The organism is Mesorhizobium sp. B2-7-2, from assembly GCF_006440775.1.
Taxonomy (GTDB): Bacteria; Pseudomonadota; Alphaproteobacteria; order Rhizobiales; family Rhizobiaceae; genus Mesorhizobium.
The window spans coordinates 270,898-289,172 of the sequence record NZ_VFTZ01000004.1; the positions used below are offsets into that span (position 1 = coordinate 270,898).

Below are 18,275 nucleotides of genomic sequence, written 5' to 3' on the forward strand. Positions count from 1 at the left end.
GCATTCTCAACAAACAAGGCCGCCGAACGGCGTACGGCACCGCTTCGGCGCGCCACGCCGAGGCTCGCCGGCGCACGCCCCCTCGTCTGGCGACAGACGTCACGGTCTCGCCCGAAAGGAAACTCTCCTCAGCGCTTCGGACAGGACCTTGGCCCAATCGACCGCGTGGTCCCCGGCCATGGGGTTCGCTACCTGCCCGGCATCGTGGATGCGCGCCCCAGGCCTTCATGGCTATTACCCATCCGGTTATGCCTGGGGAGCAGGGAGGATTTGCTCCACAGGTCAATAGCTAGGGCGATCGTCTCAGAAGCGACGCACATCCGGAAATGGTAGCACCTCCGCCTGTTGGCGGGGCTGTTTGAATTCTTCGAAGGCGACCGCCTCAATTATAGCGTCCAAGGCTTCACGCCCCGTCTGGCTCATCGGGTCATCACCACCAAGATAGTGGTACGCCCGATCTAAATGCACCCGGGCCGCGGAAAAATCGCTCTTCATTTAACCTCTCAGTAGCCGCCGCGTCAGCCCTCTACGAGGTCAGTGTCGCGCAACGGTGAACATACATAGGACAATTTGATTTAAACTTGACACAATCAGGAGGAGTAGCATGCTCGGACGATGACATTTTGCCAGAACTGTGCCGCAGTGAGAGCTGGCCTCGCAAGCCGCTGAGCAAGGATGTGGTCCCGAGGGACGGGAGGTGCTGCGCTCCCTCGGCACACACGGTGAGCTCGCTGGGTAGGGGTCGAGAGCTGTAATCCGTCGGTGGTCAGCACACCACTCGAAAGCGGGGCTTACGATTGGGGCACCTGATCCTAAACGGGCCGGGACTTCGGCGACCTGGTACTTCGCGGCAGCGGAAACCGGCTTGATTGGCCGTGGGGGCTGGGCGGAACAGATTTCGAGGAGCTCTGCGATAGCGTAGACAATGCGAAGGCTCGAGAACGTTTTAAAAAGCTCCCACACCGGGCCAGCGTAGCGTCTAACCCGTGTACTTCTGTGTGGTCGCCGTGCCGAGCCGCTCTGACGATCCCCAGGCAGGGCTCCGGCAAGATGCCACCGAGGACGCTGTACCATGCATCGGCGCCCGCGATCAGGGCCGCCGTGACGTTCCAGTCGCCGCTGTAGCCGATTGAGAATTCTTTCGGCAATATTTCTTTCTGGTACGCAAGTTGGCCTTCGATAGCATCGCCCCGGTCCGCTGAGTTTTTCATAGCGAGGATCTCAGGCAGCTGTCCCAGACGCGGATGAGTGCTGGCGTGAAGCGAAAATGCGTGTTTGCAGGATCGTCGTAGATCACGATCGGAAGGCCACTTTCGCGCGCCACTGTCGTAAAAATGCTCGAAAACCTCGTCCTCAGTGAGCGGACTGTAGGACAAAGCGGCGAAAATCCCGCGGCTGCGCCGAGGGCCTTCGCATCACTTGCATATTTTACCGCTTCATCGGTGCGCAAAGCGCCCACGTTCGCCTGCTTGAGATCGGTGATCAAATCGGCGCCCTGTGCAGCAAAGGTGGATTCCATCGGCCTGCTCGGCAGCACCGGCACTTACATGTATCTGTCACGCGAGGAACGCCGTCGGGCTTTTCCGAGGCGCTGGACGAAACGGGTGGACGAGTCCCGCTCGCGGTTTACGCCAAGCGATAGTGACGGCAGCGACGGCGTCTTCAAGTCCTACCCACAGGCGCATGAGGTCGTCGCCGACTGCTTCAGGCAAATGCGCGTCCTTGCAGATTAACTTGCGCGAGCGGGTCAGGCTTGCCGGATGATAAATGAGACGGTCAGCATCGCCAAGGCTGACTGCCCTGGTGATCAACGTGAGACCGTCCATCATACGGCGCGCGCCCTCGAACCCCGTTTGGAGAGCCAACATGCCTGAGCCGTTCGACATCTGTCTGCGCGCGATCTCATGGTCGGGATGAGAGCGGAGAAACGGATAGCTAACCCAAGCCACAGCCCGGTGCGTCGAGCGCCTGGGCGACCGCGAGCCCAGAGGCACTGTGACGCTCCATACGCAGCGTGAGTGTCTTCAGCCCGCGCAAGATCAGGAACGCGGACATGGGCGAGAGCGCTGCCCGGGTCGGATAGCGCAGGCCAGTTTCGCGCAACAGGTGCAATGTCTTCGCATCGCCGAGTATGACACCGCCCCGCGCATCGCCATGTCCGTTGATGTACTTGGTCAGCGAATGGATCACGATGTCAGCTCCGAGTTCCAGCGGACGCTGGAGGGCGGGCGAGGCGAAGGTGCTGTCGACCGCGACCTTCACGCCGCGAGAGTGGGCGTGTTTGGCAATGGCAGCGATGTCGAGGATACGGCTCAACGGGTTGATCGGCGTCTCGAAGAAAACGAGCCGAGTCCTTTTCGGTGATGGCCCCCTTGAGATTACTGGGATTTGACAGGTCGAGGGCAACGACCTTAGTCAAAATGCGGCAGGCCCTGTTCGACCATGGCGAGTGCATTGGCATAAACGGTGTTGTGGACGATGAGTTCGTCACCTTGCGAAAGCAGCGAAAGGATCAGCGTGCCGAAGGCCGCCATCCCCGAGGCGAGTACCAGCCCAGCATCGGCTCCTTCGAGATTGGCGAGCCGCTTTTCGAGGACCCCAGTCGTCGGGTTGTATTCGCGTGCGTAGAAGTCTTCCGCCAAGGGCTGCGGCGGCTTCGTTTGCTGCCACGCCTTCAAATCTAGGTCGATGTAAGAAACACAGGCGTCTGAACGGAATTGGAAAAGCCGGCCGGATCGTAGCCGTGATGGATGACCCGGGTGGCAAATGCGAGGTCGACCTCGTTCCGGAATGGCATTGATATTGCCTCGTTTTCAAGCGGATCTTCGGCGCTGGCCATCGGCTTTAGCCCTCTTGATTTCGGGGACAATGCCGTCACACTAACTCAGATGGAACGTTCAGTTGGCGATGAAAGAAATGGTCCAGCCTTCTCCTGCCGCTTCGACAGCTCGCCCTCAAGGTCTGGGCGCGCGCCAGATCTGCGAAGCTCTTCGCGAGCAGATCCTGGGCGGCATCTATGAAACGGGCAGCCAACTGCCGTCGTCCCGGGGCCTCGCAAATGAACTCGGTGTGTCGCGAACCACGGTGACGGTGGCATATGACCAGCTGGTCGCCGAGGGTTTCATTGAGGTCATCCAAGGCGCAAGACCTCGCGTTGCAGCTTCGCTAGTCGGGAGTAAAGCGACCAGCGCGGTGCCGAAACGGACTGGCCCGATTCACCTTTCCAGTTACGGCGAGCGACTGCGCGCCAGTCCGCCACGGTCCGACTACCTCCCCAACCGTCTCAAGGTCGATTTCCGCTACGGCGACCTCGCACCATCTGATTTCCCTGCACTGACGTGGAAGCGCGCGATGAACGCGGCGATGTCACAAAGTACCGGAAGGCTGGCCTATCACGATCCACGCGGCTCGCATCGCTTGCGCCAGGCGTTGCAGGGATATTTGTGGCGCGCCCGAACGCTTAGCTGCCGGGTCGAGCAGATCCTCGTCGTGAGTGGATCACAACAGTGCCTGGACCTTTGCGCGCGTCTGCTGCTGGATCCTGCTGACAGCTTCGTGATCGAGGATCCCTGCTATAGAATGGCGCGCCTGGTCTTTGCCAGCACAGGAGCCACTCCAGTGGCCGTCGCCGTCGATAGCGAGGGCATGAAGACGGAGCTGCTGCAGGAAATTCCGGCGCGGCTGGCCTATGTCACCCCGTCGCACCAGTTCCCGCTCGGCGGCGTCTTGTCGATTTCGCGGCGCTATCAGCTTCTCGAATGGGCTCGGCGCAACGACGCCTATATCATCGAGGACGATTACGATGGCGAGTACCGGTACGACATTCGTCCGGTGCCCCCGTTGCACAAGCTGGAAGACCGCAGTTCCGTGATCTATGTTGGGACGATCTCCAAGACACTGTCGCCGATGCTGCGCATCGGCTACCTGGTGGTTCCGGCCGAGTTGCAAGATGTCTTTGCGACGGCCAAGCAGCTTCTCGACAGGCATTCTCCGGTTGCCGAACAGGAGGCCCTGGCCTCACTTATCGAGAGCGGTGGTTATGAAAGCCATGTGCGACGCGTCCGCCGTCTCAACGGCGAGCGTCGAGAGGCGCTGCTTGCCGTCCTTCAACGCGCGTTCGCAGACAGTATTGTCATCGAGGGTGCTGATGCAGGGCTGCATGTCGTCGTCTGGTTCAAGGATCTTTCTCGCTCGCTGGAGGACATCCTGGTTGAAGAGGCGCGGCGGGTCGGGGTGGGCATCCATCCGATTTCATCACTATACATTCGAGATGAAGGCCGTGCTGACCGGATTGGACTGGTGATGGGCTATTCCGCCCTGACCATTCGGCAGATCGAGAATGGCGTTCGGCTCCTTACTGGCGCTGTTCAACGGGTAAAAAGCCTTGCGAGCACTCGGCAACATCCTCAATAACCGGCCTGACGGTGCACAGGCCTGGCTCGTGACCCCAGAGTCACGCCGGCAGCGATCGCAGACTGGATCAGCAAGACTTGCCATGACTGGCCCTGTCGCCCAGTCAGGGTCCAGGGCAGTACTCTGACCCTGCGACCTGGCGAAGAGAGTTCTCGACGAGACTCCTACATCCAGTGGAAGCAAGGCGCCGTGCGGCCGGCTTAAAGGAGAAAGCGTTGATGGATTTTCCGCTGATCGACGAGGAAATGGCAGAGATCGCACCTGACTTTCGCGCTATCAGCATTCTTGTTGATGCACAGGACAGTGCGCGAGGCGTCATGGCTCGAGACGTGTTGGGAGAGGCTTGCGATTTCGTCCGAGCGGGAGGACCCGCCTGGGGAGAAGCGCACTTAGCCAATTGGGCGGAGGCATACGTCCGATTCGGAGCAAAACCAAACCGGACGCCGTGCTCGGCGCACGCATTGAAAAAACGGGTGGAGAGGGACGGCCGCATCCCATCGATAAATCCTGTCGTTGACCTCTACAATGCAGTGAGCCTGCGTTTCGCAATACCCGTCGGCGGCGAAAATTTCGATGCATACGTCGGTAAACCACGGCTGACAATTGCGGAAGGAACGGAGTGCTTCCACACTGTTTTGAATGGCGAAGCGGTCGTCGAACAGCCTTCCAAGGGGGAGGTCATCTGGCGCGACGATCTGGCAGTTACATGTCGCCGCTGGAACTGGCGGCAGGGCACGCGCACCCGGTTGGAGACGGTGGGCGGCCGCATGTGGTTTATTTTGGAAAGCTTAGCAGCGATGCCGGAGGGAGCGCTCGAGGACGCAGCTAAGATGCTCGTGAGCGGTCTGAGAGAGCTTGCACCAGGGTGTAAGGTTTACGAACAGGAAATCACCACCGCAAAAGCCTCGGTCGCCAGTTCCGCCAGGCGGGTCGGTTGAGGAACGTGCCATCCCTGTCATCGCGGCTGAGCTGGCCTGCATGCGCGGCCTGATAGGCAGGCCGGCAGCACGGAAGCCTATCAGAGATGTCGATCGAGAGGCGTATGCTCACCCGTCGGGGGAGCTCTCCGCCTCCTTCGAAGGCTAACTTCCCGAGCAGATCGGTACGCAGCCATATCTGCGGGTCGCGAGCTTGCCGCCGACACCGCCAGCGGCTCGGCGGCACATGCTGTGTCCTAATTAATTTTGCCAACCCGGGAGGACGGCGCCAGCTCGGCGTCACACAGGTCCTGCTGGGCTACGCAAGCTGGACACACGGCCCTCTACGACTGTTGGGCCACTAAGATAGTTGGCCCGATGATCTGGGCTCGCCAGGTCACTTCACCAACTGGACGACTTCATTTGTAATTAACTGGCTGTTTCCTGAGGGTCAGATTGCCGGTATCCCGACCTGCAGCGCACACACGGAGTTCCCCCGATGTACACCCCTCCCGCCTTCCGCGATGATGATATGGATTTCCTGCGGGCGAGCGTCCGCGCATCTCCTCTGGCGAACTTCGTCACCGCGACGGCCGAGGGACTCTTCGCCTCGCCGCTGCCCCTCTTGCTTGATGAAAGCGAGGGCGAGCACGGCGTGATCTACGGCCATCTCGCCAAGGCCAATCCACAGTGCCGTGTTCCCCCGCTGGGCGACGGTCTGGCCATCTTCATGGGGCCGGAAGCTTACGTGACCCCGGCGTGGTATGCGACCAAACAGGAAACCGGGAAGGTTGTGCCTACCTGGAATTACGTCACCGTCCACGCCTATGGCCCGGTCGAGTTCTTCGAGGACACCGGGAGGCTGCTGGAGGCCGTGAATCGCCTGACCGACCACCAAGAGGGTGAGCGCGTCTCGCCCTGGGCGGTGTCGGATGCGCCGTCGGATTTCGTGCAGGCCCAACTCCGCGGAATTGTGGGTCTGCGCATGTCGATCACGAGGATCGAGGGCAAGCGCAAGATGAGCCAGAATCGGAACGCGGCCGACCGTGCCGGAGTGGCTGCGGGCCTCGCAGCGAGCGAGCGGGCATCTGACCGTGAGGTCGCCTCCTTCATCCCTTAGCAACATAAACTTCGTTGGTATCGACCACCATGACAAATTTGACGCAACTCGCCCCACGCCTTGCCGCGGCTTTTGTGCTGGCGATAACGCCTGGTGCTCGGCGACTCTATGTTGTCGCCCGCAGTCTCGCCGGCGGTCGCCCCGATTGCGTTCAATACGCTCGCCGACGCGTTGGCCTTGTGCCCAGAGCCATTAAAGGCCGCACAGCAGCGCGTCCTGGATTGAATCAGAGCCTGAGGGAGAGGTCGGGGAGGCCCTATGATTGCACTGGCCGTCCACCTCGCTACGGCGGAGCAGCCGGCCACATCAGTTTGGCTCCGGAGCGGTTCAGCATCCTTGCGGCCTGGTACTCACTCTGCAGAAGCGGCTGGGTAGGCTGGATCCATCTTCGGTCATTTCGCTTAGCAGATGAATGTCTCAAGAGGCGCGGTGGTACCCGTTGCGTGAAAGTCGGCTCACAATGATAGACAATCCTATGAATAGAGAGCGGGTGACTTCGACCGGCTCGCCTCCCTATGCCGAACATTTCGGCCTTGAAAATCGAGAAACGGCCAGTGAGCCGCGAATGGCGGCCGCCTTGATGAAAGAACGCCACTCCGTGCGCCTGGCGCCGCTTCGGTTTGCGCTCGACCATATGGCGACACCTGGGCTTGACGTCATGACGTTCCTCGCACTCGCCCGCGATCTCGGTCTGACCGACGTGCAAGTCCGGACTAATCCTTGCAGCAAGGCTGTTGTGCGCGGCAAGCCGTCGGCGGATATCCGGGCTGCCGCTGCCGAAGCGGGAGTCACGATTATCTCAGTCAACGCCTTGCAGCGATTCGACGAGTGGACTCCCGCCCGCAAAGCCGAGGCCAGCAAGCTCGCCGATTATGCGGCCGCCTGCGGCGCCCAGGCGCTCATGCTGGTGCCGGTGAACGACGGTTCGCGGTCCGCCAATGCCGAGCGCCAAGGCAATCTCCGCGTCGCCTTAAAGGCGCTAAAGCCAATACTTCAGTCGCGGGGTCTCGTTGGGTATATCGAGCCGCTTGGGTTCCAGACCTCCTCACTTCGGTCGAAAAAAGAAGCGGCTAGCGCCATTGCCTCGGTTGATGGCCAGTCCGCCTTCCGGCTTGTCCACGATACATTCCACCACACGCTTGCCAGCGAGACGTCCTTCTTCTGCGACTTGACCGGTCTCGTGCACATTTCGAGCATAAACGATCCAACCTTCTGGATTCGCCCGGATCGCATCCTGGGCGGCTCGGACAATTGCAGCCAAATCCGGACGCTACTCGATGGCGGCTATTCGGGCCCCTTCTCCTTTGAGCTTGTGGAGGAGGTCCATGCGTTAAATGACTTTGCAGGCGCATTTGCCGCCAGCATCGATCTCATCCGACGCGGGCTTCTCAGGCGAGTTCCGGTTTGAGGCGCGGAGGCAATTGAGCGGAGAAGTCATTGGAGATCGCTCCTGTGCCCTGATCATGCAGGTGCTTTGCGGGTCGCCATTGTTTCAAGACTGGCCATGGACCGCCTTGGGCGGCCCTGCCAAGTAGATGGGTCGGCAAGGCGAAACCTTGGATCTGGTGCTGAGGGGGCGGGCTATCGAAACTTTTGTGTTAGACCATGTCTGATTGAGGGGCGAACATTAGCGTAGCCCGATCTAAGTCAAGCGAGCTTGCGCCCAGCCGATTTGGGGTTTCTTCAGCACTGCCTCGCAACGTCCGGGGTTCAGCTCAAAGACATCGATCGTGTGTCGTTCCACGCTGCCGAAGCGAATGTAACCCCCGCTCGATAAAGGCCTCGAGCCCGACGCTTCAATCCCTTTCACGCCAACCCCCCCCTACGCCGCTCGCTCACTGCCGCGCTGTTGAGCGCGCGCTCGCGAGCGGCTTCTCCCGTCGAGTTACACCGTCCCGGCACGTGACCCGCAGAACTGACAGACAGATTGGATCGGCTCTTGAGCAGTTCCTTTCAGTTCGTACCCCTGCCGTCGATGCACAATCAAAGACACGATAGATAGTTTTTGCATGCTGCGGACTCCGCCACCTGGTCGATATCGAGAGATGGCATAGTGCCTACTTGCTTCTAGGTACTCGCAGGAATCGTTATGGTCCGCGGTGTACGTCACCAACAGGTCTTGCTCGGGCGGTCGGATGCATATAGCTCGACTGCAGAAGAATCGGCCGGACCTTCACCCGTCGCCTGCCGCGACTTCCAGCGCAATTCGTTTTCAACAAGGAACTACCTATGAGGCGGCAGCCCCCGGCATTCACGGTCGAGATAAGACAGAAGCGCAGTTCTCAAAAGCGAAGTGGTTCCATCTGGAGCGGTGTCGATCTTACCGCAGCAACGGCCGAGACAAGAAGAGAACTCGAGGAGATGGATCTGCCAAATCATCGACTTGTTGACTCAAGCGTCGTAGCGCTTGATGCTGAACACAGGCACAAACCGCGAGCGGAGCATCTCATGGCAAATTCCCTGGACGCTGAACCAGTAACAACTACAACCCAACCGGCAGCCAAAGTGGAGATGCCTGAAAAGAAGAAGGCCAAACGGTCGCCGAAGGCGAAGGCTGAGCCTAGGCCAGCTGCTCGGAAGAATGCCAGCGCGGCGTCTAAGGCGGAGGAAGCACCAGCAGCGACGACCGGACGTAAGACCTACTCTGAAAAGGAGCGCGCCGAGATGCTCGCCCTCATACAAAAGTCTATCAGTGGCGGCGCCACCCACAAGAGCGCCGTAAAGCAGGCCGGCATCTCGGAACAGACCTACTATCAATGGAAGAAAGCTACGCCGCCGGCGCCGGTTGGTGACGATCTGAAGGACCTCGTCGCGCTTGAGGAAGAAAACAAGCGACTGAAGAGCCTGCTCGCGGAACGCCTGCGCAAGGAGAACGCGGAACTGAAGAGGAAGCTCGGGCTTTAGTAATCCTGAATCGCGGATCGGAGCGCCAGAATTCTTGTCCGACGCCCGCTATCCGAGAGGTCGTAGTTTACGCGTCTGCGCTTCCCAAGGACCTGAACGCAAGTCGAAGAGCATTTGCGTCAGGCACTGCCCACCGTATTGCGGGGCAAACAAGCAAAAGGCCGCCCGTTGTTCCGGGCGGCCTTTGCCATTCAAATCATGCAGCGTGCCTATTCGGCGGCTTTCGGGAAGGCGATCGCTGGTTCCGGACCGGCATCCGCTTTTTGCGCATCCGACGAGATCTCACCCTTGCCGCGCCGGTACAGCCGGCTGAACAAGCCGCGCCGTGCGCCCGGCTTGATCTTGGCGCGGGTGAACACCATCAGCATCGAGGGTGTCACCACCAGCGTCAGCACCGTCGCGAAGGACAGGCCGAAGACGATCGCCGAGGACAGCGAAATCCACCATTGCGTCGACGGCGCGTTGATCGTCGTCTCGTGGTGGAAGATTTCCAGCCCAAGGCCAAAGGCGATCGGCAGCACGCCGAGAATGGCCGATACCGCCGTCAGCACCACCGGGCGCGCGCGCTCGCGGCAGGTCTGCAGCACGGCCTCCATCTTGTCCCAGCCCTCTTCGCGCAGCCGGTCATAGGTGTCGATCAGCACGATGTTGTTGTTCACCACCACGCCGGCCAGAGCGATGACGCCGATGCCCGACATGACGATGCCGAACGTCTCGCCTGTTATCAGCAGTCCGAGGAACACGCCGATCGTCGCCATGACCACGCAGGACAGCACCAGCCAGACGCTGGTGAATTTGTTGAACTGCATCAGCAGCACCAGGAAGATCAGGAAGATCGCCGCCCCGAAGGCCTTGCCAAGGAAGGCGCTGGCCTCGGCGCTGTCTTCGTTCGAGCCGGCCAGCTTCCAACGTATGCCGCTGCCGAGATCCATCCCGGAGACGGCCTTGGTGACCTCCGCCTGCACGGCCGCGACCTGGGCGCCTGCGGCAACGTTTGCCTGGACGACCACCGTGCGCGCGCCGTCGATACGGTTGAGGATACCGACCGTCGGCTCCGGCTTGCGCACGACGAAATTCGAGATCGGCACCGAGCCTTGCGAGGTCTGCACCCTGAGCTCGTCGAGCGTCGACAGCGTGCGCCGGTCTTCCGGCAGACGCAGCCTGATGTCGACGGCGTCGTCGGCGCCGGCAGGCCGGTATTCCGAAAGCTTCAGCCCGTTGGTCACCAGTTGCACCACTGTGCCGACAGCGGTTGGGCTGATGCCATATTGCGCTGCCTTGGCACGGTCGACCTCGAGCGCCCAGTCGACGCCGGGCGGCGGGAGGCCGTCGGAAATGTCGATGACGCCAGGCACCTTGCCGATGCGTGCCGCAACCGCGCGCGCTTTGTCGTCGAGCCCCTTGGGGTCGACGGCCGAAAGCCTGATCTGGATCGGCTTGCCCGTCTGCGGGCCGGCTTCCGGAACGCGAACCTCGACGTCGACGCCTGGAATGCCGGCCATGACGCCACGCAAATCGTTCAGGATATCGTTGGCCGATTTGCGCTCGCGCCAGTCGATGAATTCATACTGGATGACGCCGACGACGTCCTCGGACACATCCTGGCCGCCGCCCTGCGTCTTGCCGACACGGGTATAGACAGACTTCACGCCCGGCCAGCCGAGCAGCCGGTTTTCCGCCGTCTTGGTGGCCGCGTCCATTTCGGCAAGCGAAAGATTGCCGCGGGCGTGGACATAGAGCAGGCCGTAGTCAGGCTCGACATTCGGGAAGAATTCGACGCCGGCGCCGAATTTCGAATAGGCGTAGCCCACGCCAAACAACAGCGCCACGGTGAGGACAAGCACGGTGATGGGATAATGCACCGCCTGCTTGACCACGGCCATGTACCAGCCGTCGCGATTGTCGTCGGGGTGATGGGCGGGCGCCTTGGCGAATATGGCGCCCAGCGTCGGTGCGAAGACCAGCGCATAGAGCATCGAGGCCGAGAGCGTCACGATCAGCGTGATCGGCATATATTTCATGAAGTCGCCGATGATGCCCGGCCAGAACAACAGCGGTGAGAAGGCGGCAATGCGCGTCATCGTCGCCGCGATGACCGGGCCAGCCATGCGCTTGGCGGCAAGCGCGAACGCTTGCTCCTTCGGCATGCCCTCGCTCATGCGTCGCTCGGCGAACTCGGTGACGATGATGGCATCGTCGACCAGCATGCCGACAGCCAGGATGAGGCTGAACAGCACGATCATGTTGATCGTGTAGCCCATCATCGCCAGCAACAGGATGCCGATCAGGAAGGATGAGGGGATGGCCAATCCGATCAGCAGCGAGGCACGACCCGACAGCGCGTAGAGGATGACGATGAACACCAGGATGACGGCGATCATGACGTGGTTCTGCAGATCGCCGAGCAACTGGTTGACGAAGACCGACTTGTCCTGCGTGTAGGTGACGTTCATGCCTTGCGGCATCGTCTTGACGTAGGCGTCGGACACCTCCCTGACCTTGGCGAGCGTGTCGATCAGATTGGCGCCGATGCGCTTCTTGACTTCGATGGCGATGGCCGGCTTGCCATTGAGGCGCGTGATCGTCGTGGCATCGGCGAAGGTCGAGCGGATCGTCGCGATGTCCTTGGCCTGCACCACGGCATTGGGGCCGGCGACCACGGGCAAGGCCGCCACGTCCTCGGGCGTCTCGATCAGTGACGGCACCTTGACGGCGTATTTGCCTTCCGAGCCTTCGATATTGCCGGCGGCGACCAGACTGTTGGAGGCACCGACAGCGCCGATCAGCTGATCGAGTTGCAACCCGTAGGACGACAGTTTCATCGGATCGATGACGACTTCGACAAGATCGTCGCGCGAACCCTGCAACGAGCCCTCCAGGACGCCTGGCACTTCCTCGATGCGGTCGCGCAACTCGCGCGCCGCGGCGGCTAGCACGCGTTCGGGCAATTCGCCCGACAGGGTGACGACGAGGACGGGGAATTCGGAGATGTTGACTTCGGTAACGACCGGCTCTTCGGCCGCCTGCGGCAGGTCGGCCTTGCCGTCCTGGACCTTGGAGCGCGTGTCCTGCAAGGCCGTCGCCAGATTTGTCTGCGGCTGGAACTCGACCAGCACATAGCCGCCGCCCTGGAAGGCGGCCGAGCGCATTTCCTTGAGGCCTTTCAGGCTCTTCAGCTTGCTTTCCATCGGCCGCAGCAGAAGGCGCTCCGAATCCTCCGGCGAAATGCCCTGATAGATCAGGCTGATATACATCATCGGAATCGGAACGTCGGGCTCGGCTTCCTTCGGCGTCGACTGATAGGCGACCCAGCCGGCGAGCAGAAGGAAGACGAGGACCGAAATGGTCAGGCGGGCATTGTTGATTGCGAGTCTGACGATATCCATGGCTAACGCCTGTTCTTGAATTTCACGAGCTGCGTCGCAGCCAAGTGTCCCCGCCCGGGGTCTGTCCGCCGTACCCCATGCTACTGCGTGCCGGCGGTCGCTTCGCCCAGCAGTTTCTGGATGGTTGCCTGGTCGGCTTCGACCGGCTTGACCTCATCGCCTTCCTTCACCAGTTCCTGGCCGGCAACGATGATGCGCGCATCGGCAGGGATGCCGCCAAGCACCAAGCCGGTCGGCGTGTCGTCGACGAGGTCGATGGGGAAGAACGCAACCTTGTTGTCCTTGCCGACGGCACGGATGCCGAGGTCGCCCTTGTCGCCGAGCGTCACCACCGAGCGCGGCAGCAGCACCGCATCGGTCGGCAGCGCGCTGAGTGCGATTTCCGCCGTCATGCCGGCCGGCACGGAGCCGTCGGCATTGGGGACGGCAACCTCGACGCGGAAGGTGCGGGTCGCCGAAGAGGCGTCGCGGCTGATGTAGCGCACGGTGCCTTCGACGGTCTGGCCGCTGACCAGCCGTATGGTGGCCTTGTCCCCGAGTTTCAGGTAGCCGAGATCGCGCTCGCTGACTTCGCCGCGGGCAATCACCGGATCGAGCTTGAGGATGGTTGCCACCTCGCCGCCCTGCATGATGGAACTGCCAAGTTCCACCGGCACCCGGTCGATAACGCCGTCGAAGGGCGCCTTCACCTCGTTGCGGTCAAGTTCGGCCTGTGCCGTTTCCAGTTGCGACTGCGCCGAGGTCAGGTTCGAGCGCGCGGTGTCGAGCTGCAGCTTCGGCAGATTGCCGGTCTTCATCAGCCGCAAGGCTGCGTCCAACTCGGCCTGGCGCTGCACCACCAACTGCTTTGCATTGTCGACCATCGAGATCTTTTCTTCCGCCGCAAGCATCAGCACCAGATCCCCCGTCTTGACGTGATCGCCTTGCTTGACAGGCAGCTTGTCGATGACACCGGCGACGCGCGTCGCCAGCACCGCCCGCTTGTCGGCTTCGGTCAGCCCGGAAATGCGGATGGCGCGTGCATAGGTCTTGCGTGGCGGCGTCACCACCGCAACGGTGCGCAGCGGTGCCTTCGGCTCGGCTTCAGCCGTCTTCGGCTTGGCCGCGTCCGGCGCCTTGGCCTGTTCGGCTTCGGCTGCCTTGGCTTTGTTGGCGGCTACGCTGCCGACCGACGAAAACTCGCCTGTCGCCATCCACGCCGCGAAACCAATGAGCACAACAATGGCTGCAAGCTTGTGAAACCTGATGTTGGGCATCGTCATTTTTCCACCGCGGGTTCACCTCTGTATGAGGCAAGCGGTCCTCGTTGATGCCGGAGAAGCCAACCCAGGGAAGCGACCACGATCAGATGGCACAGAAGCTAGGCTGCGACCGTGAACCGAGAACGGCGCCAGTCAGAGAGTCCCCGCTTCAAAGAACCGGGCGTAAGGTCCATCCGCGAAGTGGAGCTGCAACTCATCAAAATTCTGCACGGTCTGGTCTAGCGCTCGCGTTTCCTGGCGCTGAAGGTTGGCTGGATCAGATAGCTCGATGGTCGGCGCGCCCAGGAAATCCCAAACCTTTCCTAAGCAAGCAGCGGGCTCGTGAAGGAGGCTCTCGTATTCCACTACGAGCAGCTGGCTCGACGTGAAGGAGTGCTCAATGCGCGCGTGGAAATCGTCCGCGGCTTTGAAGTAAGCCTCACAGTCAGCGATTGACAATCGGACGCGCGGTGGCCGAGCGGCGTCCGAACTGAATTTCAGCCATTGCCCGCTTTGTCTTGCCTGTGCAAAGGACCGTAGCGATTCTAATATATTTCGAGTTACGAGAATGACTTTGAGGGCTGGCCAACGAGTCAGTTCGGCAAAAAAAGCTGGGCGTTCGCGAAATTGGGGTTCATTGATCTTGCAGCCGACATGCGTCACTTTCTTGTAGTCTGGCGTGGGATAGCGCAAGTAGGCTTGTTCGAGGAGCTCACGATCGGTGCGTAGCAGGCGATCCTTCCCGGGCCAATTGGCATCATACTCATTGAGCAGCTCACCGTTGCTTAGTACCGTCGGATGCTCGTTTAGCAATTCCTCGAGATAGTGTGTGCCAGTCCTTGGCATCGCAAGGATCACAAAAGGCTGAGGCGTAGGCGTGGGGTGAGTCATTGCTATGTGTTTCCAGCTAGTAGCGGTCGCGAGGGTTTAGGGCAGACCAGGGCACAACAAGCTCGGCTGCTATGTCTTGAACTGGACTCAATCCTCTCGTGCCGGTCGCAGCAGCATCAACGCATCAGACGTCGACGAAACAGCGCAGCAGAGAGGAAAAACGGCAATACGGCGTACATACAAAGTGCGCCGATATGCAGCCCGACGTTGTCTGCCAAATGGCCGAGCATTACCGGACGGATCAGGTCGATAGAGTTCGCCAGCGGGGAGAAGGCCGCGACGCGCTGAAAGGCGCCTGGCAGTTGGCCGACTGGAAAGACCGCACCAGACAGGAACAGCATGGGTGTGATGACGAGCGTCTGATAGAATATAAAATAGTGGTAGCTGGGCGCGAGCGCGATGACGACCATTGCGAGGCTGGCAAAGGCAAAGCCGGTGAGAGCGACCACCGGCAGCACATAGGGCACGGACGTCCACGCCGCATAGCCCAGCGTAGCAGCAACAATGGTAATTGCCGTGCCTGCGAGAAAGGCCTTGGTGGCTGCCCACGCCAATTCACCGAGAACGATGTCGCCCAGCGTGAGTTGTGTATGCAGGATTGCTTCCCAGGTGCCCAGGTCGCGCATGCGACTGAAAACCGCGTATATTGTTTCGAAGGTCGATGCGGTCATCGCGCCTGTCGCGACCATCCCGGCTGCCAAGAAGGCAATATACGAGGCGCCTTCAACCTGACCCACCATTAGGCCAAGACCAGTACCGAGCCCGAAAAGGTAAATTAAAGGATCGGCGAGAGTACCGAGAAGAGACGCAAATGCGACCTTCTTCCACGCCAGATAGTTGCGGCGCCACACCGCAATCCAGTTCCACGCGTTGGCGGGCAGTGCCGCCGCAAGATCTTCACGCATCATTCACTTCTCCATCTCGCGTCCGGTTAGCCGCAAGAAGACGTCCTCCAGACTTGGTGGGCGCTCCAGAATCCGCAGACCTGCGCGCCCGCGAAGCTGGCCACGCACCTGCTCTGGATCGGGCGCATAGCAAAAGAGTGTCTCGCCGCTTACCTCAATGCGCTGAACGTACGGCTTGATTAGCGAAGTCAGCTCCTGCGGATTGCCGCCAAAGATCTCGATCACATTGCATCCAATATGTTCGTCTATCAACGCATGAGGGCTGCCCTCGGCAATCTTGCGTCCCCGCTCCAGTACACACAGCCGATCGCATAGCCGCTCAGCCTCTTCCATGAAGTGGGTGGTCAAAATGATTGTCTTTCCGCTCGCCAGCAGAAAACGGAGCCGCTCCCAGATCAGGTGGCGGGCGTGCGGGTCGAGGCCGGTAGTTGGCTCGTCCATTATAAGAAGTTGTGGGTCGTTGATCAGCGCGCGTGCCAACGTTAGACGCCGCTTCATGCCGCCTGACAGCTGGCCGACACGTGAGTCCGCCTTGCTCTCAAGGCGGGCAAACTCGAGGAGAGATGGAACGACCTCTTGAATCTTCCGTGTGCTCATGCCGAAGTATCGCCCGAACACCACCAGGTTCTCGCGGACCGTGAATTCCAGGTCCAGGTTGTCGAACTGCGGAACGACACCTATGCCCTTGCGGGCCAAGCGACTTCGAGCCGGCACCGGCACCCCGAGCACCGTGATCTTACCGGAGTCAGGCCGGGTCATGCCGAGGAGCATGCGGGCAATGGTGCTCTTGCCTGCACCGTTCGGCCCCAGCAGGCCGAAGCACTCTCCCGTCCCCACAGTGAAGGACAACCCTTTCACAACGAGTTTGCTGCCAAATGACTTGGTTACCTGGTCAAGGTCGATTGCTACATTGGACATACGTCTATCTCAGGCTGAAAACAGGCCAATCGGCCGGCCGGCAGCTTACTTTCGAGGTTCTGGTCCAGAGCAGCTGGTACCTGTGCTGGTCCTTGAGGAATGAGAGAAAGCGATTGTAGCAGCCGCGCAAAAAAGGGTCGAAGGCTACAGTCGCTTTCGGCTGGTTCTCGGTCTGATCGTTGATGTATGCCTAAGCTCACGACGTATTCTCTACCCAAGTGCTCAGTCGGAGCTGTGAAGAACGCCAGGCTCAACCAGCTGTGCAGAATCGCGCGAACGATCAGTACGATTCGAGCCGGCAATTCCCGGACTGCCTGTACCATTTGCCCTGGTGATCGGGTTTGCGACGATGATCGGCTTCTTGCTCCCATGGGGCTGGATGGCATTTTTGCGCGACAGCCAATCACTGTTGCTCAAGGTGCACAACGCATAAGCTTTCAAGGGAAGTAGGAGAAAGATGTTGATGAACGTGTGCAGAGAAAAGCCGAAGAACCGGACTTGGCGTGCACGCAAAGCTATCACGGTGCATCGAATGATCGTCATGCCGGCAATGATGATTGCCGTTGGCCAAGGCACCGTATTTGCCAATGCGAGCTCTGCGAGCCCGGCGAGTACAGCGACCGCGAGCAACAATGGACCGAGATTCTGTCCAATCACGTCCAACGTGAGGTAGCGATCGAGGCCCGGCAACAGGCGCAGTGCCAGCAGCGTGTCGCGGAAAGTGCTTCGTGCCCAGCGTAGTTGTTGGCGCAGATAGGGTCCCATCTTGTCCGGAACGACTGTCGCCGCGATGGCGTCCGGAACGTACTCGGTCCGAAAGCCTGCTTTCAGCATCAGGATGGTAAGATGGCGGTCCTCGCCGAAGTCGCTAGGTTTGCCCCTAAACAGCTGAGTTTCGTATTGATCCAGCAGCGACATCAGACAAGAGCGGCGGTACATTGCACAGGGGCCGCAACAGCACATGACCGCACCAAAGCGGGCCTGCGCTGCCCGTTCCTCGTTGCAAGCGAGCCAGTACTCCATGTCAATTAACCGGGTCAACCAAGTGTCGCTCCGGTTGGATGCCGTCAGCTGGCCCATGGCGGCGCCGATCGCTGGATCCCGCATCCTTGCGGTAAGTTTCGCGATCACGTCGGGCTCGAGAGTCGTGTCAGAGTCGACGCTGAGCACGAAATCTCCAGACGAACCACGGATCGCGGCGATCTGTGCTTTACGTTTGCCGACGTTGTGGGGGAGCTGAATAAAGGTGAATCTGGGGTCGTCTACGTAGGCGTGATGCACCGGCATGAGGGCGTTGCGATTTCCAGAACCGTCATCAACCACATAGACGTGCAGCTTTCCGGCGTATTCCTGGTTTGCAACCGAAGCCAGACAGGCCGAAAGTGTGCGCGGCTCCTCGTTGTAGCAGGGGATAATGACATCCACGCTCGGCCAAAGGTCGAAGGCGAGCAAGTCGTCCGAGCTTGAGGCAACGTGTCCCGGCTGCGCATAAACCGCTTGCATGCCTTTATAAACGGTCGAGAGCAGCGCGTAACACGAAACGGCGACGGTACTGGCTGTGGTAAGCGGGTCCATAGGAT

At 60.4% G+C, this 18,275-nt stretch carries 16 protein-coding genes and 1 pseudogene; 6 read left to right on the forward strand and 11 right to left on the reverse strand.

The window, feature by feature from the left end:
- Window positions 1-303: 303 nt before the first annotated feature.
- The gene (locus FJ425_RS07990) at window positions 304-495 is read right to left on the reverse strand and encodes a hypothetical protein (RefSeq protein ID WP_013533545.1); all 192 of its coding nucleotides are present in this window, start codon (window positions 493-495) and stop codon (window positions 304-306) included.
- A gap of 712 nt (window positions 496-1,207) precedes the next feature.
- Window positions 1,208-1,519: a dihydrodipicolinate synthase family protein gene (locus tag FJ425_RS07995; protein WP_140688030.1), complete on the reverse strand. Its 312-nt coding sequence runs from the start codon at window positions 1,517-1,519 to the stop codon at window positions 1,208-1,210.
- Here FJ425_RS07995 and FJ425_RS32450 point away from each other — a divergent pair.
- The gene (locus FJ425_RS32450) at window positions 1,509-1,733 is read left to right on the forward strand and encodes a hypothetical protein (RefSeq protein WP_348642809.1); all 225 of its coding nucleotides are present in this window, start codon (window positions 1,509-1,511) and stop codon (window positions 1,731-1,733) included. The two genes, FJ425_RS07995 and FJ425_RS32450, sit on opposite strands and share 11 nt — an antisense overlap.
- Here the strand turns inward: FJ425_RS32450 and FJ425_RS32455 are convergent.
- The 3 genes and pseudogenes from FJ425_RS32455 to FJ425_RS32465 all read right to left on the reverse strand — a co-directional run bounded on the left by FJ425_RS32455 (window position 1,705) and on the right by FJ425_RS32465 (window position 2,839).
- Window positions 1,705-2,406 (reverse strand): annotated as a pseudogene (locus FJ425_RS32455) (PLP-dependent transferase). The gene FJ425_RS32450 and the pseudogene FJ425_RS32455 overlap by 29 nt on opposite strands.
- 5 nt (window positions 2,407-2,411) lie before the next feature.
- A complete protein-coding gene (locus FJ425_RS32460; protein ID WP_064994857.1) occupies window positions 2,412-2,678 on the reverse strand; it encodes a PLP-dependent transferase in 267 nt (88 codons plus the stop codon).
- 2 nt (window positions 2,679-2,680) lie between these two features.
- On the reverse strand, window positions 2,681-2,839 hold the full coding sequence (locus FJ425_RS32465; RefSeq protein ID WP_348642808.1) for a hypothetical protein: 159 nt from the start codon (window positions 2,837-2,839) through the stop codon (window positions 2,681-2,683).
- A gap of 68 nt (window positions 2,840-2,907) precedes the next feature.
- On the opposite strand from FJ425_RS32465, the gene FJ425_RS08005 reads away from it, so the two are divergent.
- The 5 genes from FJ425_RS08005 (at window position 2,908) to FJ425_RS08030 (ending at window position 9,354) form a co-directional block, all read left to right on the forward strand.
- Window positions 2,908-4,413 (forward strand): PLP-dependent aminotransferase family protein, encoded by a 1,506-nt coding sequence (locus FJ425_RS08005; protein ID WP_064994856.1) that lies wholly within the window; start codon window positions 2,908-2,910, stop codon window positions 4,411-4,413.
- Between the two features lie 215 nt (window positions 4,414-4,628).
- Entirely contained in the window at window positions 4,629-5,351 is a 723-nt protein-coding gene (locus tag FJ425_RS08010; RefSeq protein ID WP_176479568.1) for a B3/4 domain-containing protein, read from the forward strand.
- A 478-nt stretch (window positions 5,352-5,829) separates the two neighbouring features.
- Window positions 5,830-6,450, forward strand: coding sequence for an FMN-binding negative transcriptional regulator (locus FJ425_RS08015; RefSeq protein ID WP_064994855.1), 621 nt, complete (start codon window positions 5,830-5,832; stop codon window positions 6,448-6,450).
- A 565-nt stretch (window positions 6,451-7,015) separates the two neighbouring features.
- Window positions 7,016-7,858, forward strand: coding sequence for a TIM barrel protein (locus FJ425_RS08020; RefSeq protein ID WP_064994854.1), 843 nt, complete (start codon window positions 7,016-7,018; stop codon window positions 7,856-7,858).
- Between the two features lie 821 nt (window positions 7,859-8,679).
- The gene (locus FJ425_RS08030) at window positions 8,680-9,354 is read left to right on the forward strand and encodes a transposase (protein WP_224655970.1); all 675 of its coding nucleotides are present in this window, start codon (window positions 8,680-8,682) and stop codon (window positions 9,352-9,354) included.
- Window positions 9,355-9,563: 209 nt separating this feature from the next.
- Here the strand turns inward: FJ425_RS08030 and FJ425_RS08035 are convergent, their stop codons facing one another.
- From FJ425_RS08035 to nodC, 6 genes are all read right to left on the reverse strand, one after another.
- Complete coding sequence (locus FJ425_RS08035; protein WP_095790674.1) at window positions 9,564-12,740, reverse strand: efflux RND transporter permease subunit; 3,177 nt, start codon at window positions 12,738-12,740, stop codon at window positions 9,564-9,566.
- Between the two features lie 80 nt (window positions 12,741-12,820).
- Entirely contained in the window at window positions 12,821-13,996 is a 1,176-nt protein-coding gene (locus FJ425_RS08040; protein WP_086081372.1) for an efflux RND transporter periplasmic adaptor subunit, read from the reverse strand.
- Window positions 13,997-14,134: 138 nt separating this feature from the next.
- Entirely contained in the window at window positions 14,135-14,872 is a 738-nt protein-coding gene (locus FJ425_RS08045) for a sulfotransferase (protein WP_064993564.1), read from the reverse strand.
- A gap of 116 nt (window positions 14,873-14,988) precedes the next feature.
- The gene (locus FJ425_RS08050; protein WP_064993578.1) at window positions 14,989-15,777 is read right to left on the reverse strand and encodes an ABC transporter permease; all 789 of its coding nucleotides are present in this window, start codon (window positions 15,775-15,777) and stop codon (window positions 14,989-14,991) included.
- A 3-nt stretch (window positions 15,778-15,780) separates the two neighbouring features.
- On the reverse strand, window positions 15,781-16,695 hold the full coding sequence (gene nodI / locus FJ425_RS08055; protein WP_064993563.1) for a nodulation factor ABC transporter ATP-binding protein NodI: 915 nt from the start codon (window positions 16,693-16,695) through the stop codon (window positions 15,781-15,783).
- A 222-nt stretch (window positions 16,696-16,917) separates the two neighbouring features.
- On the reverse strand, window positions 16,918-18,270 hold the full coding sequence (nodC, locus tag FJ425_RS08060; protein WP_064993562.1) for a chitooligosaccharide synthase NodC: 1,353 nt from the start codon (window positions 18,268-18,270) through the stop codon (window positions 16,918-16,920).
- Between the last annotated feature and the right edge of the window lie 5 nt (window positions 18,271-18,275).